We start from the raw sequence: 14,431 nt of genomic DNA on the forward strand, positions 1-14,431 counted from the left end.
CCAGCTGAGCCACCCTCTCCCCAACCCTCTCCCGCAAGCGGGAGAGGGGGCGCAGCGAGATTGCCGATGCAGCGGCGCCCAATCATACGCTACAGCGACACGCCCGGCGGAATGTCCGCCTCGGTCACGCCCACCAGCTCCATGTTGGTGATGATCGCGTTGCGGATGAAGCCGAGGCCCTTGTTGAAATCGATCCAGGTGTTGACGTAATCGCGCCAGGTCTTGTCGGTCTCGCGGCGGAAGCCGGCATTGGACGTGGTGGCGAAGATCGGCGTCGGCAGCACGAGCTGGCCGAGCGAGGGATTCTTCTTCAGCACGGTCAGCGACAGCATGGTGATCAGACACTGCGCGTCGACGCGGCCGGTTTGGAGTGCGGCGGTGGCGTCATCGGCGGTCTTCAGCCGCGTAATCTGCGCCTTCGGCGTCAGGCGGCTGACGACCTGGTCGTGCGAGGAGCCCTGGTCGACCGCGATCTTGATGTCGGGCGAGTTCAGCTCGGCCCAGCTCTTCGGCTTGAAGTCCTTCTTGCAGAGGATGGCGAAGGCGTTGTTGAAAACCGGCACCGAGAAGTCCACCACCAGCGCGCGCTTCGGGGTCGGGTTGAGGCCGAAGAAGATGTCGATCTTGTTGGCCTGCAGATCGAGCACCGAATTGCCCCAGGTGGTTTCGGTGATCTCGAGCTCGGCCTCCATGTCGTCGGCGAGCCCCTTGGCGATGTCGATGTAAAAACCCTTCCACTGGCCGGAGGCGAGATCCTTCATGTAGTAGGGCGCACCGCCGCCGACCGCGCCGATCCGCATCTTCTTGGTCCGGCGGATGCGGGCGAAGGTCGATTCGTTCGGATCGGCCGCCTGGGCCATGGCCGGGGAGGCCAGCGCCCCTGCAGCCGCCGCACCAATGGCGCCAAGTCCGACAATCGATGCAACATCACGACGTGTAACCATTGGGATCAATCGCTTTTCTGGTTGGATGGAGTTCCGCCAAGCGTTCTTAGCAAGGTGGTCCCAGCAGCGAAAGCACAGCCTATCGGCTGGGCAGATCTGGAATTGCCCGGATGCTGGGCAAACTCAACCGGTTCAAGCCGATACCCGCTTGCTTTCCGCTCCCTTTGGCCCCAAATAGGGACCGGGAGATTGGCGGTGGACGAGCCACTCGCCAACCGGGTCAGGTCCGGAAGGAAGCAGCCCTAACGAGGTCTGGATCGGGTCGCTCGTCAGTCTCCTACCTTTTTTTCCGAGCGAATTGCGCCGGCGGGCCTCCCGCTGGCGCGCTCCTTTCCGCAAAAGCCGGCCGAGAGAGATTTCATTGCGGATCGACCGATGACCGACGCTGGCGCCCCTCCCAATCCCGACAGCGCCAGCCAGGCTGGCTTTGCACTCGGCGCCGAGCCGGGCACGCCCTACCGGGTGCTGGCGCGCAAATACCGTCCTTCCTCTTTCGATGATCTGATCGGCCAGGAGGCCGTGGTCCGCACCGTCTCCAACGCGTTCGAGACCGGGCGCATCCCTCAGGCCTGGATCCTCACCGGCGTCCGTGGCGTCGGCAAGACCACCACTGCGCGTATTCTGGCCCGTGCGCTCAACTATGAGATGCCGGATGGTTCGGTGAAGGGCCCGACCATCCACATGCCGACGCTGGGTGTACACTGCCAGGCGATCATGGAAAGCCGGCACATGGACGTGCTGGAGATGGACGCGGCGTCGCATACCGGCGTCGACGACGTCCGTCAGATCAATGACAGCGTGCGTTATGCCCCCGCCAGCGCCCGCTACAAGGTCTACATCATCGACGAAGTCCACATGCTGTCGACGGCGGCGTTCAACGCCTTCCTGAAGACGCTGGAGGAGCCGCCGGAGCACGCCAAGTTCGTGTTCGCCACGACGGAGATTCGTAAGGTTCCAGTCACGGTGCTGTCGCGCTGCCAGCGCTTTGACCTGCGCCGGGTCGAGGCCGACGTGCTGATGAAGCACCTCGCCAACATCGCGACGAAGGAAAGCGTCGAGATCGAGCCGGAGGCGCTCGGCATCATCGCGCGTGCCGCCGAAGGCTCGGTGCGCGATTCGCTGTCGCTGCTCGACCAGGCGATCGCGCATGCCGCGGGGCAGGTGAAGGCCGATGCCGTCAGGCAGATGCTGGGCCTCGCTGATCGCACCCGTGTCATCGATCTCTTCGATTCGCTGACGCGCGGCGACATCGCGGCCGCCTTTAAGGAGTTCCGCGACCAGTACGACGTCGGCGCCGATCCCATCGTCGTGCTCTCGGACCTCGCCGAATTCGTCAATTTCGTCACCCGCGTGAAGATAGTGCCGGCAACCGCCGACAACGTCGCCTATGGCGAGACCGAGCGGGTCCGCGCGCGGGACTTCGCGTCCAAGATTTCCATGCGCGTGCTGTCGCGGATGTGGCAGATGCTGCTCAAGGGCATCACCGAGGTGCAGGTCGCGACGCGTCCCGCCGCGGCCGCCGAAATGGTGCTGGTGCGCATTGCCTATGTCGCCGACCTGCCGACGCCGGACGAAGCGATCCGGATGCTGGAGCAGAACGGCGGCGGCTCGCCGATCGTGAGCGGCGCCAGCGCCGCGCGCAGCGCGCCTTCGGCGCCGGTTGCTTCCACGGCCCCGGTTCGCATGCCGACCTCCTCGCCGTCCTCGTTCGGCGGTGGCGCTGCACGGCCGCAGATGGCGGCGCCGGCGCCCGATCCGCAAGGCGCAGCGCCGGTGCTGCGCGTCACCAGTTTCACCCAGCTCGTCGCGCTGGCGGGGCAGAAGCGCGACCTCCTCACTAAGGGCGCGCTCGAAGGCGACATGCGCCTCGTCCGCTTCGAGGAAGGTAGGCTGGAGGTCGCGCTCGAGCCCAACGCCTCCAAGACCATGATCTCCGAGCTCGCGAAGAAGTTCGAGCTGTGGACCGGTCGCCGCTGGACCGTGATCGTCTCCAACGAGCAGGGCCAGCCGACGCTGCGCTCGGTGAACCAGGCCGCGAAGCAGGAGCATGCGCGCACCGCCGAGGCCGACCCGCGCGTGCAGGAGGTGCTGTCGCGTTTTCCCGGTGCGAAGGTCGTCGAGGTCCGCAGGCTTGCCCCCGAGACGCCGGAAACCAATATTAACCCGGACTATGGCAGTGACGATCCGCTAGAGGGTTCCGACGGCGACGATCTCTAGCGCATGATCCGGACCCGAAGGGCCGCGTAGCGAAAAGTGCGAAGCGGTTTTCCGATAAGATCATGCGCAAACAATATGCTAAGGCACGATGATGATTCATAGCGCCTTAGCCTCTTTCAAGGACACGCGAGCTATGGCTGATTTTCTCGGCATGATGAAGCAGGCGGCGCAGCTGCAATCCAAGATGCAGGAGATGCAGGACCAGCTCGCCAACGTCGAGGTTGAAGGCATCTCCGGCGGCGGCCTCGTCGCCGTGCGCATGACCGCGAAGATGGACGTCAAGGGCATCAAGATCGATCCCTCGCTGATGAAGGCGGAAGAGCGCGAGGTGCTGGAAGACCTGCTCGTCACCGCCTTCGGTGATGCCCGCCGCAAGGCGGAGACTGCGATGCAGGAGAAGATGCAGGCCCTCACCGGCGGGCTCGGCCTGCCGCCGGGGCTGTTCGGCCAGTAAGATGGGCGCCGTTGCAGGTCCTGAAATCGAGCGGCTGGTCCAGCTGCTCGCGCGGCTGCCGGGCCTCGGTCCGCGCTCGGCGCGACGCGCGGCGCTGCATCTGATCAAGAAGCGCGAGGCGCTGATGATGCCGCTGTCGTCGGCCTTGCAGGTCGCGCTCGACAAGGTCGAGGTGTGCAAGACCTGCGGCAACATCGACACGCAAAATCCCTGTACCGTCTGCACCGATCCAAAGCGCGATCCCTCCATCATCGTCGTCGTCGCCGACGTCGCCGACCTCTGGGCGCTGGAGCGGGCCAATGCCACCCAGGGGCGCTATCACGTGCTCGGCGCGACATTGTCGCCGCTCGACGGCGTCGGCCCGCAGGATCTCACCATCGACGCGCTGGTGGCGCGCGCGCATGATTCGCAGGTGCAAGAGATCATCCTGGCGCTGAATGCGACGGTGGACGGCCAGACCACGGCGCATTACATCACCGACCTGCTTCAGGACGCCAATGTGAAGGTGACGCGGCTCGCCCATGGTGTTCCTGTCGGCGGCGAGCTTGATTATCTCGATGAAGGTACGCTATCGGCTGCGATGCGGCAGCGCACCCTGTTCTAGCCATCCAGACTTTACGGAACGGACGACATGACGAAACTTTTCGCCACACGATTGGCTTTGGTCGCGACGATGATGGTGCTGGTGAGCCCGGCCATCTCCGCGCAGCAGGGCGACGAGACGCCGCCGCCGTCCAAGCCCGGCAAGCCGATCAACACCGGCGACGTGCTCTCCGGCGAGCTGAATGCGATGAAGGTGCGCGACGTCAAGAACGGCAAGCGCGTCGCGACTTATCAGATCACGTCCGAGCCGCGCCGCCTGCCGCCGCCGAACGGGCTGTGCAATCTCGAGACCGGCCCCGAAACCTTCCAGCTCGTCACCTCCAGCGACGCGCAGGCCGCGCAGTTGAAATCGTTCGTCGGCAAGGAGATCTCGGTCAAGGTCGACGAGATCGCCTGCGCCAGCGATGCCGGCCAGATGAGTGAGGCCGTGATCACGAAGTGGAGTTTGATCAAGAAGCAGTAGGGGGATGGCGACGCTTTCTCCGTCGTCATTGCGAGGAGCAAGCTGCCGTAGGGTGGGCAAAGGCGCAACGCGCCGTGCCCACCATCTTTCGTCGATCGCGCTGAAGGTTGGTGGGCACGCTTCGCTTTGCCCATCCTACGGCATCGCGGGCGTGGCGCTCGCGGTATCAAACCCTCACCGGCCCCAGCGTCTCGAAATGCCCGCGCTTCTGCAGCCAGGCCAGCAGCACCAGGCTCGGGATCGCCACCAGCACGCAGATCACGAAGAACAGCGCCCAGCCGGTCGTATCAGCCACGAAGCCGGCGCCTGATGACAGATACGTTCGTCCCACCGCCGCAAGCGCGGTGAGCAGCGCGTATTGCGTCGCCGTGTGCAGCGGGTTCCTGCACAGGGCGGAGAGGTAGGCGACGAAGATCACGGTGCCGATGGCGCTGGTGAAGTTCTCGGCCGTGATGGCGAAGGCGAGCGCCCATTGGCTGGTGCCGACGAACGCCAGCCAGGAGAACGAAAGATTGGCGAGCGCCTGCACCACGCCGCCGATCCAGAGGCTGGTCGCCAGCGAATAACGCCGCGCGACAAAACCGCCGGCAAAGCCGCCGATCAGCGTCGCGGCGAGCCCGACGCCCTTCACGATCGCCGCATAGTCGTTGCGAGAGAAGCCGAGGTCGATCACGAACGGCGCCGTCATCGTGCCGGAGAAGGCATCGGTGAACTTGAACAGCACCACGAAAGCGAGCGCGGCGAGCGCGTCCTTGCGGGAGAGGAATTCGGCGAAGGCGCCGATCGCGGCCTGAACGACGCGAGCGAAGGCCGGCTCTGCGTGCGTCGCCGCTTCCGCCTTTGTCGATTGCTCAGGCTCGGTTGCGACGAGCGCCGTGAGCGTCCCGATCAGCACCATCGCCGCCATCACCACGTAGCCCAACATCCAGGCCGAGTGTCGCGTAATGCCGGTGCCCTCGAAGCCGGAGACGATGAACAGCGCGCCTGCGGTCGACACCAGCATGCCGATGCGATAGGCCGCGACATAAGCGGCCATGCCGGCCGCCTGCTCGCTCTCCGGCAGGCTCTCGACGCGGAAGGCGTCGACCACGATGTCCTGGGTCGAGGACGTGGTCGCGACCAGCAGCGCGCCGAGCGCGACGTAGAACGGCGAGCGCGCAGGATCGGTCATCGCCAGCAGCAGGATGGCGATGATCAGCAGCAGCTGCGAGAACAAGAGCCAGCCCCGCCGCCGCCCGAAGACGCGGGTGAACAGCGGCACATGGATCGCATCCACCAGCGGCGCCCACAAAAATTTCAGCGTGTAGGGCGTGCCGACCAGCGCAAACAGCCCGATAGTCTTGAGATCGACCCCGACCTCCCGCATCCACACCAGCAACGTCGAACCCGACAGCGCCAGCGGCAGGCCGGACGAGAAGCCGAGGAACAGCACGATCAGCACCCGCGGTTGCAGGTACACGGCAAGGCTGTCACGCCAGGAGGCAGCGGTGGCGCCAGCGGAGGAGGTCGCGTCGGGTGCGGTCATGGGGTGGTGTTAGCAGATTCTGGGGGCGCTGCCTCTTCTCCCTCTCCCCCGTTCTTACAGGGAGAGGGTTGGGGTGAGGGGCCTCTCGCCACATTTGAACTCGTCGAGGGACCTGTACCCCTCACCCGGATTGCGCCGGACGATGCTTCGCATCGCCGGTGGCAATCCGACCTCTCCCCGCAAGCGGGGAGAGGTGAAGACGTCACTCCCCCGCCTGGAGCTTCCTCGGAAACAGCTCCGGCGCACCGGTGGCCACCAAATGTGGGCCTTCGGGCGCATCCGCCTTGCTGAAATCGAGCTCCTCGATTCGCCCGGCGCGCTTCTCGATCTTGTCGGCGGAGATCAGCACCTGCCGCATGTCCTCGTTGACGTCGGCAAAATGCTTTTGCAGCTTCAGCACGCGGTCGCGCAGGCGGCCCAAATCGTCGCCCAGCTTGATCACCTCGGTGCGGATCTGGTCGGCGGCATCGCGCATGCGCGCGTCCTTCATGATCTGCTGCATGACTTGGATCGCGAGCATCAGCAATGAGGGCGACACCAGCACGACGCGGGCGCGATAGGCCTTCTGGATCACGTCGTCGAAGCCGTCATGGATCTCGGCGTAGACCGATTCCGACGGCACGAACATCAGCGCCATCTCCTGGGTCTCGCCGGTGACGAGATATTTTTCGGCGATGTCGCTGACGTGCTTCATCACGTCACCGCGCAGCCGCTGCGTGGCGAAGCGCCGCTCCTCGTCGGTGCGGGCGTCGTGCAGCGCGGTCATCGCCTCCAGCGGAAATTTCGCATCGATGCAGAGCGGGCGTTGGTCCGGCAGGAACACGACGCAATCGGGCCGCTTGCCGGTCGAGAGCGTGAACTGGAACTCGTACGAGCCCTTGGGCAATCCGTCCTGGACGATTGCTTCCATTCGCGCCTGGCCGAAGGCCCCGCGCGACTGCTTGTTGGCGAGCACGTCGCGCAGGGTCGTCACCTGCGTGGTGAGGTCGGTGAGGTTCTTGTGCGCACTGTCGATGATGCCGAGCCGCTCATGCAGCGCGCGTAGGCTCTCCATGGTGTTGCGGGTCGAATGTTCCATGGACTGGCCGACGCGATGCGTCACCGAATCCAGCCGCTCGTTGACCGCCCGCGCCATCTCGGCCTGGCGGCCGGCCAGCGCCTGGGTCATGGCGTCGACCCGGCCCGAGGCCTCGCTCTGGGCGCGCAGCACCTCGCTCAGGCGCTCCTCGAGCTCGTCGGCCCGGATCGCATGCGCCATCGCGAGTTCCGCGCCGCGCCGCCCGGAGCGCGCGATCACGACGGCAATCACTACCAGCAGGATGAGGATAAGGGCGCCGAAGCCGATCAGCGCATCGATCGTGCGCACCGGCCAGTCGCCCAGCATGACAATGATCTCGTTCATGCGTCCCCTTCTACCCGATTCGCCGGAATGCGCGAACGAAGAGGGAACGTCGGTGGTTAACGACCCACTAATTTTTATGGTTAACGAAAGCTGAAGTTTTATGGTTAGCGGAGGGTTAACGAAGTTCCTGGCCGGATTGACCGCATCCGGCGCGCAGCTTAAATCGCCGCCATGGCCCTCAGAGAAATCATCATCCTGCCCGACAAGCAGCTGCGTCTGATCTCCAAGCCGATCGAGAAGGTCACGCCGGAGATCCGCAAGCTTGCCGACGACATGTTCGAGACCATGTATGACGCGCCCGGCATCGGCCTCGCGGCGATCCAGGTCGCGCAGCCGCTGCGGCTGATCACCATGGACCTCGCCAAGCGCGACGAGAACGGCGAGACCAAGCACGAGCCGCGTGTCTTCATCAACCCGGAGATTCTCTCCTCTTCGGAGGAACTTTCGGTGTACGAGGAAGGCTGCCTGTCGATCCCCGAATATTACGAGGAGGTCGAGCGTCCCGCGAAGGTGCGTGTGCGCTTCACCGACCTCGACGGCAAGGTGCACGAGGAGGATGCCGAAGGCCTCTATGCCACCTGCATCCAGCACGAGATCGATCATCTCAACGGCGTGTTGTTCGTCGACTATCTGTCGAAGCTCAAGCGCGACCGCGTGATGAAGAAGTTCGAGAAAGCCGCCAAGCGCGCGGGGGAGTAACCACGTCCTCCGCCGTCATGCCCGGCCAAAAGCGCGAAGCGCGTCTTCAAGCCCAAAAGCGCGAAGCGCGTCTTCAAGCTAACGTGCCGGACATCCGCGTTCTTCGTCCGTCGAGTGAGAAAGAACGTGGATGGCCGGGACAAGCCCGGCCATGACGAGTACTCTGTTCCTTTCCGAGGATTGTCTCGTCCCATGCCTCTCCGCCTGATCTTCATGGGCACACCCGATTTCTCCGTGCCGACGCTGCTCGAGCTGGTCGCGCATGGCCACGAGATCGCGGCCGTCTACACCCGCGCGCCGAAGCCGGGCGGGCGCCGCGGCCTGCAATTGCAGCCCACGCCGGTCGAGGAAGCTGCGCGAAAACTCGGCGTTCCCGTGCTGACGCCGAAGACGTTGAAGACGCCGGAAGCGCTCGACGAATTTCGCGCCTTCGATGCCGATGCCGCGGTCGTCGTCGCCTACGGCATGATCCTGCCGCAGGCCGTCCTCGATGCACCAAAACTCGGCTGCTACAATCTGCACGCTTCGCTGTTGCCGCGCTGGCGCGGCGCCGCGCCGATCAATCGCGCCATCATGGCAGGCGATGCCGAGAGCGGCGTGATGGTGATGAAGATGGATGTCGGCCTCGACACCGGCGACGTCGCCATGGCCGAACGGCTCGCGATCACGGACAGCATGACCGCGGCCGATCTGCACGATCGCCTCTCCCGGCTCGGTGCCGATTTGATGGTCCGCGCCATGGCCGCGCTCGGACGCGGCGGGCTTCAGCTCAAAAAGCAGAGCGAGGACGGCGTCACCTATGCCGCCAAGATCGACAAGGCCGAGGCGCGGATCGACTGGACGAAACCTGCACGCGCGGTGCTGCGCCACATCCACGGCCTGTCGCCGTTCCCCGGTGCCTGGGCCGAGCTCGCGGACGTCAGCGAGAATGCGCGCGTCAAAATCCTGCGATGTGAATTGGCGAACGGCTCAGCTGCGCCCGGCGAGGTGCTCGACGACCACCTCACCATCGCCTGCGGCGAGGGTGCGATCCGCATCATCGAGCTCCAGCGCGAAGGCAAGGCCCGGATGCAGGCCGCTGACTTTTTGCGGGGCGTGCCGCTGAAGGCGGGATCGAAGTTCAGCTGACGCTGTCATACCCCGCGAAAGCGGGGTATCCAGTACGCCGAGGCGTCTCGGTCGAACGGAGCTGTCTCAGAGTACTGGATCATCCGCCTTCGCGGATGATGACACCACCCGGATTGAGATGCCCCGCTACAAGCTCACCATCGAATATGACGGCGCGCCGTTCTGCGGCTGGCAGGTGCAGGAGACGCTGCCCTCGGTGCAGGGCGCGCTGGAAGCTGCCGTCAAGGCGATGACCGGCGCGGACGCGCGGGTGCATGGGGCCGGCCGCACCGATGCCGGCGTGCACGCGCTTGGCCAAGTCGCGCATGTCGACATCGCGAAGCAATTTGCGCCGGATCGTTTTCGCGACGGGCTCAACGCGCATCTGCGCCCGCATCCGGTCGCGGTACTCGAGGCCGAGATCGTCCCCGAGACCTTCGAGGCGCGCTTCTCGGCCATCAAGCGCCATTACCGCTACCGCATCGTCAACACCCGCGCCAATCTCACCCTCGACGTCGGCCACGCCTGGCGCGTGCCGCGCCGGCTCGATGCCGATGCTATGCATGCGGCAGCACAACGCCTGCTCGGCAAGCACGATTTCACCACGTTCCGCGACACCGAGTGCCAGGCCAAATCACCGGAGAAGACGCTCGACCAGCTCGACGTCGCGCGCGATGGCCGCGAGATCACGATTCTCACCTCGGCGCGCTCGTTCCTGCATAGCCAGGTGCGCTCGATGGTGGGCTCGCTGGTCTGGGTCGGCGAGGGCCGCTGGACCGCGGACGATCTCTCCGCAGCCTTAGCTGCCCGCAATCGCGCCGCCTGCGGCATCGTCGCCCCGCCGGAGGGGTTGTATCTGGTGAAGGTGGATTATTGACCCTGATGCCGCCACTGGCGTCATGGCCGGGCTTGTCCCGGCCATCCACGACCTTTCTTGTCCGACGCGCCGAAGAACGTGGATGCCCGGGACAAGCCCGGGCATGACGGTAGAGGGTTTGGCGAGAATTAGCGCCTCACCCAAAATACCGCGCCAAAATCCCCCGATACACCTGCGTCAGCTTCTCCAGATCCGTCACCGGCACGCGCTCGTCGATCTGGTGCATGGTCTGCCCGACCAGGCCGAACTCGATCACCGGGCAGTAGCTGGAGATGAACCGCGCATCCGACGTACCCCCGCTCGTCGACAGCTCCGGCTTGCGGCCGGTCACCTCCTCGATCGCGGACACCGCGAGATCGGTGAACGGCCCGGGCTTGGTCACGAACACGCTGGAGTTCGAGGGCTCCCAGACGATGCGGGCGCGGATGCGGTTGCCGCAGGCTTTTGCGAGGCGCGTCTCGACCAATTCGCGCAGGCTCGCCTGGGTGTGGTTGTCGTTGTAGCGGATGTTGAATTTCGCGCGGGCCTCGCCGGGGATGACGTTGCTGGCCTTGTTGCCGACGTCGACCGAGGTGAACTCGAGGTTGGAAGCCTGGAACTGGGCGCTGCCATGGTCGAGCGGCTCGTCGGAGATCGCCACGATCAGTCGCGCGATATCAGGCACCGGGTTGGAGGCGCGATGTGGATAGGCGACATGGCCCTGCACGCCGTCGACATAGAGCGTGCCCGATTGTGAGCCACGGCGGCCGACCTTGATGGTGTCGCCGAGCGTCTCGACGTTGGAGGGCTCGCCCAGCACGCAATGGTCGAACTTTTCGCCGCGCTCGGCGGCCCATTTCAGCAGCTTGATGGTGCCATTGATGGAGACGTCCTCCTCATCGCCGGTGATCAGGAAGGAGATTGAACCCGAGCCCGATTTTTGGCCGTCGGCGCGCGGCTTGCCGCCATTGGCGGCGAGATGCTCCAGCACCGCGGCGACCGAGCAAGCGATGCCGCCCTTCATGTCGACCGCGCCGCGGCCGTGCAGGAAACCGTCCTTCACCTCGCCCGAGAATGCGCCGACGCTCCAGGCGGTCTCGTCGCCGGGCGGCACCACGTCGGTGTGGCCGGCAAAGGTGATGTGCGGGCCCTCGCTGCCGATCCGCGCATAGAGATTGTCGACGTCGGCGGTGCCGGGTTCGCTGAACGTCACGCGGTGACAAATGAAGCCGGCGGCGCTGAGGGCTTTTTCAAGCACCCCGAGTGCACCGGCATCGGCCGGGGTTACCGAGGGGCAGCGGATGAGATCGCGGGCAATGGAGAGAGCATCGGTCATGCGCGTCCGATCAATCTCGCAGCAGCTCGTTGATGCTGGTCTTGGACCGCGTGCGCTCGTCGACGCGCTTGACGATGACGGCGCAGGCGGTGCTTGGGCCAGGCTGGCCGTTCTTCATCGGCTTGCCGGGCAGCGCGCCGGGCACCACGACCGAATATTCAGGCACTTCGCCCATGAAGATTTCGCCGGTCTCGCGATCGACGATCTTGGTCGAGGCGCCCAGGAACACGCCCATCGCCAGCACCGCGCCCTTGCGCACGATCACGCCTTCGGCGACCTCGCTGCGCGCGCCGATGAAGCAGTCGTCCTCGATGATCACGGGCTCGGCCTGGAGCGGCTCGAGCACGCCGCCGATGCCGGCGCCGCCGGAGATGTGCACGCGCTTGCCGATCTGGGCGCAGGAGCCGACGGTGGCCCAGGTGTCGACCATGGTGCTCTCATCGACATAGGCGCCGAGATTGACGAAGGACGGCATCAGCACGACGTTCTTGGCAATGAAGGCCGAGCGGCGCACGATGGAGCCGGGGACGGCACGGAAACCGGCATCGCGAAAACGGTTCTCGCCCCAGCCTTCAAACTTCGAGGGCACCTTGTCCCACCAGGTCGCCTTGCCCGATCCGCCGGGAATGACGCCCATGTCGTTGAGGCGGAAGGACAGCAGCACGGCCTTCTTCAGCCATTGATTGACCTTCCACTTGCCGTCGCTGCCGCGCTCGGCAACACGCGCCTCGCCCTTGTCCAGAATCTCCAGCGCCTGATCCACGGCCTCGCGCACCTCGCCCTTGGTCGTGGTCGAGATGGTCTCACGCGCATCGAAGGCGCTGTTGATGGTGGATTCCAGGGCGGACAGGGACATCGGAGGCTTCCTCAAAACCGGAGTTATTTGCGGGAAATCGAGGGGGCTTTTTCGGGATTTGGACGAGGAGAGTCAAGAACGCTCTCGGCCTTGTTCCGGATGGCGCCGACGCACCCGGAACGTGGGCGGGGGCCTGCCTCTCAGGGATCGAGGCCGGCGACGATGCTCTCGCAAACGTCGGCCAGTTCGTCGCCAAGCGCTGCAAGCGCCGGCGATTGATATCGCGCAAAGGCTTTGCCGGGATCGAGCCAGCGCAGTTCGGTTCGTCCTTCGCGGAAGCCGATAACTGTGAACTTCAGGGGGACTTCGAGCAAGGCCGCCGAATCGGCCGCCAGCAGACGCGACATCAGGCGCGGGTGAAAGAACAGGATCTGCCGAGCCGGGCCGATGTCGTATCCGCCGCGATGCAGCAGCATCTGCGGATTGATCTCGTACAGCACCCAGAGATCGGCAGCGAGGATTCTGTCTTTGAGGCGCGTCACGATCTCCTCGACCGGCAGCGTCGAGGAGAGGGCGCGTTGGAAAGAAGCTGCCGCGGTGCCGCTCTCGGAAAAGGCGACAGTCTGAAGGGCCGCCTCCGTCATCGGACCGCCGCTGGGCTCGCCGCATTGTTCGCCTCGAATGCATCGAGCGTGCGGGCGGAATACACCAGCGCGGCGCCCGCTCCGATTGCGATCGCGACGCCAAGTGCTTCCGCGAGCTCTTCGCGGCTCGCGCCGTGCCGGGTCGCGGCTTCGGCATGGACGGCGATACAGCCATCGCAGCGTGCGGTCACCGCGGCGGCGAGCGCGATCAGCTCGCGGGTCTTGTCGCCGAGCCGGCTGCTCTGTGCGCCCGCGGTGCTGAGCGCGCGATAACCCTTCACCGTCTCCGGGCTGAGCTTGCCGACGTCACCGATGCGCGCCAGCAGTTCGCCTTGATAGGTCTTCCAGTCCAACATTGCAGATCTCCTCGATTGCGGGGGGCTCGGGAGACGACATAAGCGGCAGCTGCGCCGATGCCCATCGGCTGCCGGCGTATGATCCCTATACGCGGACCGGAGATCGTCAGCGGAGCCGACGCGTGCGCGCGGCGAGGAAGTCCACAACACCGCGCACCCGGGGAATCCCGCGCGTGTCGCGGTGGAATCCGAGCCACACATCGCGGCTCGGAACAGGGGCCGGCGTCTCGATTGCGCGCAGCTGCGGATATGCGCCGGCGAGACGTGCCGGCAGACAAACCAGGCCGGCGCCGGCAACGGCCGCCGCCGCCTGGCCGTCGCGGCTGTTGCTGCGAAAGGCAATGTGGGCGTGTGCCAAATGGTGGCGGAGCCACTTTGTCTCGGCGACGCTTTCGGCAAGCGCCGCGTTCATGGCGATGACCGTGGCGCCGGCGCCGCCTTGCCGAAAATCCGGGAGACCTTTCGCTTTGAGGTAGCCGGGCGCCGCATAGAGGCCGAACGGAAGGCTGCCGATCTTGCGTTGCATCAGCCCCTCCTGCTCGAAGCGTCCGAAACGCACGGCAATATCGGTCTCGCGTCGGGTCAGGCTTAGCGCCTCGGTGTCGGTGACGAGCTCGATGTTCATTTCGGGATGCAGGGTGCAGTACTCGGCAAGCAGGGGCGACAGAACCCGCGCGCCCAGCCATTCGGCGGAGGTCACGCGGATCGTTCCACTGAGCCCGGCGCTGCTACCGGTCGCTATCCGCTCGGCAGCAAGAGCTGCGTCTTCCATCCTGCCGGCATAGTCGAGGATTTGCCGCCCGGTGTCGGTGAGCTCGAGGCCGGACGGCCTTCGTTGAAACAGCACGGCGCCAAGCTTCTTCTCGAACAGTTCGAGTCGGCGGCTCATGGTCGGCTGCGTCGTGCCGAGGCTGCGCGCCGCGCCGGACAGGCTCTTCTCGCGAGCCAGGGTCAGGAAATAGCGCAGATCGTCCCATTCGATGGCGGGTAGGCCTGGCGGTTTCCGGGACACGTTCGCTCCTTGCATGG

Annotated in this window: 15 protein-coding genes and 1 other RNA gene; 8 read left to right on the top strand and 8 right to left on the bottom strand. The window is 65.3% G+C overall.

The genetic code is table 11. The annotated features are described in order from the left end of the window. Positions 1-89 precede the first annotated feature (89 nt). Positions 90-944: a transporter substrate-binding domain-containing protein gene (locus tag ACNJX8_RS03200; protein ID WP_439359605.1), complete on the bottom strand. Its 855-nt coding sequence runs from the start codon at positions 942-944 to the stop codon at positions 90-92. A 184-nt stretch (positions 945-1,128) separates the two neighbouring features. Between ACNJX8_RS03200 and ffs the strand changes: the two genes are divergently transcribed. From ffs to ACNJX8_RS03225, 5 genes are all read left to right on the top strand, one after another. After that, an RNA gene (gene ffs / locus ACNJX8_RS03205) (signal recognition particle sRNA small type) lies at positions 1,129-1,225 on the top strand. Positions 1,226-1,319: 94 nt separating this feature from the next. Continuing rightward, positions 1,320-3,161, top strand: coding sequence for a DNA polymerase III subunit gamma/tau (locus tag ACNJX8_RS03210; protein WP_439359606.1), 1,842 nt, complete (start codon positions 1,320-1,322; stop codon positions 3,159-3,161). A gap of 133 nt (positions 3,162-3,294) precedes the next feature. Further along, positions 3,295-3,615, top strand: a complete 321-nt coding sequence (locus tag ACNJX8_RS03215) for a YbaB/EbfC family nucleoid-associated protein (protein ID WP_128930882.1) — start codon at positions 3,295-3,297, stop codon at positions 3,613-3,615. A 1-nt stretch (position 3,616) separates the two neighbouring features. After that, positions 3,617-4,219, top strand: a complete 603-nt coding sequence (gene recR / locus ACNJX8_RS03220) for a recombination mediator RecR (RefSeq protein ID WP_091887285.1) — start codon at positions 3,617-3,619, stop codon at positions 4,217-4,219. Between the two features lie 27 nt (positions 4,220-4,246). Further along, positions 4,247-4,681, top strand: a complete 435-nt coding sequence (locus ACNJX8_RS03225; protein ID WP_128947261.1) for a hypothetical protein — start codon at positions 4,247-4,249, stop codon at positions 4,679-4,681. 166 nt (positions 4,682-4,847) lie between these two features. Here the strand turns inward: ACNJX8_RS03225 and ACNJX8_RS03230 are convergent, their stop codons facing one another. Then, positions 4,848-6,206 (bottom strand): AmpG family muropeptide MFS transporter, encoded by a 1,359-nt coding sequence (locus ACNJX8_RS03230; protein ID WP_439359607.1) that lies wholly within the window; start codon positions 6,204-6,206, stop codon positions 4,848-4,850. 202 nt (positions 6,207-6,408) lie between these two features. Then, positions 6,409-7,608 (bottom strand): DNA recombination protein RmuC, encoded by a 1,200-nt coding sequence (locus ACNJX8_RS03235; RefSeq protein ID WP_439359608.1) that lies wholly within the window; start codon positions 7,606-7,608, stop codon positions 6,409-6,411. Between the two features lie 171 nt (positions 7,609-7,779). On the opposite strand from ACNJX8_RS03235, the gene def reads away from it, so the two are divergent. The 3 genes from def (at position 7,780) to truA (ending at position 10,291) form a co-directional block, all read left to right on the top strand. After that, on the top strand, positions 7,780-8,307 hold the full coding sequence (gene def / locus ACNJX8_RS03240) for a peptide deformylase (protein ID WP_091887295.1): 528 nt from the start codon (positions 7,780-7,782) through the stop codon (positions 8,305-8,307). Between the two features lie 192 nt (positions 8,308-8,499). Then, positions 8,500-9,435 (top strand): methionyl-tRNA formyltransferase, encoded by a 936-nt coding sequence (gene fmt, locus ACNJX8_RS03245; RefSeq protein WP_439359609.1) that lies wholly within the window; start codon positions 8,500-8,502, stop codon positions 9,433-9,435. Positions 9,436-9,553: 118 nt separating this feature from the next. After that, complete coding sequence (gene truA / locus ACNJX8_RS03250; RefSeq protein WP_128930887.1) at positions 9,554-10,291, top strand: tRNA pseudouridine(38-40) synthase TruA; 738 nt, start codon at positions 9,554-9,556, stop codon at positions 10,289-10,291. 136 nt (positions 10,292-10,427) lie between these two features. Here the strand turns inward: truA and dapE are convergent, their stop codons facing one another. The 5 genes from dapE to ACNJX8_RS03275 all read right to left on the bottom strand — a co-directional run bounded on the left by dapE (position 10,428) and on the right by ACNJX8_RS03275 (position 14,414). After that, positions 10,428-11,606, bottom strand: coding sequence for a succinyl-diaminopimelate desuccinylase (gene dapE / locus ACNJX8_RS03255; protein ID WP_439359610.1), 1,179 nt, complete (start codon positions 11,604-11,606; stop codon positions 10,428-10,430). A 10-nt stretch (positions 11,607-11,616) separates the two neighbouring features. Next, positions 11,617-12,462 (bottom strand): 2,3,4,5-tetrahydropyridine-2,6-dicarboxylate N-succinyltransferase, encoded by an 846-nt coding sequence (gene dapD / locus ACNJX8_RS03260; protein ID WP_439359611.1) that lies wholly within the window; start codon positions 12,460-12,462, stop codon positions 11,617-11,619. A 140-nt stretch (positions 12,463-12,602) separates the two neighbouring features. After that, positions 12,603-13,046: a DUF302 domain-containing protein gene (locus ACNJX8_RS03265; RefSeq protein WP_439359612.1), complete on the bottom strand. Its 444-nt coding sequence runs from the start codon at positions 13,044-13,046 to the stop codon at positions 12,603-12,605. Then, positions 13,043-13,402: a carboxymuconolactone decarboxylase family protein gene (locus ACNJX8_RS03270; protein WP_439359613.1), complete on the bottom strand. Its 360-nt coding sequence runs from the start codon at positions 13,400-13,402 to the stop codon at positions 13,043-13,045. The genes ACNJX8_RS03265 and ACNJX8_RS03270 overlap by 4 nt, the downstream gene beginning before the upstream one ends. Positions 13,403-13,508: 106 nt before the next feature. Then, the gene (locus tag ACNJX8_RS03275) at positions 13,509-14,414 is read right to left on the bottom strand and encodes a LysR family transcriptional regulator (RefSeq protein WP_439359614.1); all 906 of its coding nucleotides are present in this window, start codon (positions 14,412-14,414) and stop codon (positions 13,509-13,511) included. Positions 14,415-14,431 lie beyond the last annotated feature (17 nt).

This window comes from Bradyrhizobium sp. SPXBL-04 (assembly GCF_051853035.1).
Lineage (GTDB): Bacteria > Pseudomonadota > Alphaproteobacteria > Rhizobiales > Xanthobacteraceae > Bradyrhizobium > Bradyrhizobium zhanjiangense.

Coding starts and splice junctions, on each gene's coding strand:
- ACNJX8_RS03235 (WP_439359608.1), bottom strand. CDS start 7,608: ATGAACGAGATCATTGTCATGCTGGGCGACTGGCCGGTGCGCACGATC.
- dapE (WP_439359610.1), bottom strand. CDS start 11,606: ATGACCGATGCTCTCTCCATTGCCCGCGATCTCATCCGCTGCCCCTCG.
- ACNJX8_RS03265 (WP_439359612.1), bottom strand. CDS start 13,046: ATGACGGAGGCGGCCCTTCAGACTGTCGCCTTTTCCGAGAGCGGCACC.
- truA (WP_128930887.1), top strand. CDS start 9,554: ATGCCCCGCTACAAGCTCACCATCGAATATGACGGCGCGCCGTTCTGC.
- dapD (WP_439359611.1), bottom strand. CDS start 12,462: ATGTCCCTGTCCGCCCTGGAATCCACCATCAACAGCGCCTTCGATGCG.
- ACNJX8_RS03200 (WP_439359605.1), bottom strand. CDS start 944: ATGGTTACACGTCGTGATGTTGCATCGATTGTCGGACTTGGCGCCATT.
- recR (WP_091887285.1), top strand. CDS start 3,617: ATGGGCGCCGTTGCAGGTCCTGAAATCGAGCGGCTGGTCCAGCTGCTC.
- ACNJX8_RS03230 (WP_439359607.1), bottom strand. CDS start 6,206: ATGACCGCACCCGACGCGACCTCCTCCGCTGGCGCCACCGCTGCCTCC.
- def (WP_091887295.1), top strand. CDS start 7,780: ATGGCCCTCAGAGAAATCATCATCCTGCCCGACAAGCAGCTGCGTCTG.
- ACNJX8_RS03270 (WP_439359613.1), bottom strand. CDS start 13,402: ATGTTGGACTGGAAGACCTATCAAGGCGAACTGCTGGCGCGCATCGGT.
- ACNJX8_RS03210 (WP_439359606.1), top strand. CDS start 1,320: ATGACCGACGCTGGCGCCCCTCCCAATCCCGACAGCGCCAGCCAGGCT.
- ACNJX8_RS03225 (WP_128947261.1), top strand. CDS start 4,247: ATGACGAAACTTTTCGCCACACGATTGGCTTTGGTCGCGACGATGATG.
- fmt (WP_439359609.1), top strand. CDS start 8,500: ATGCCTCTCCGCCTGATCTTCATGGGCACACCCGATTTCTCCGTGCCG.
- ACNJX8_RS03215 (WP_128930882.1), top strand. CDS start 3,295: ATGGCTGATTTTCTCGGCATGATGAAGCAGGCGGCGCAGCTGCAATCC.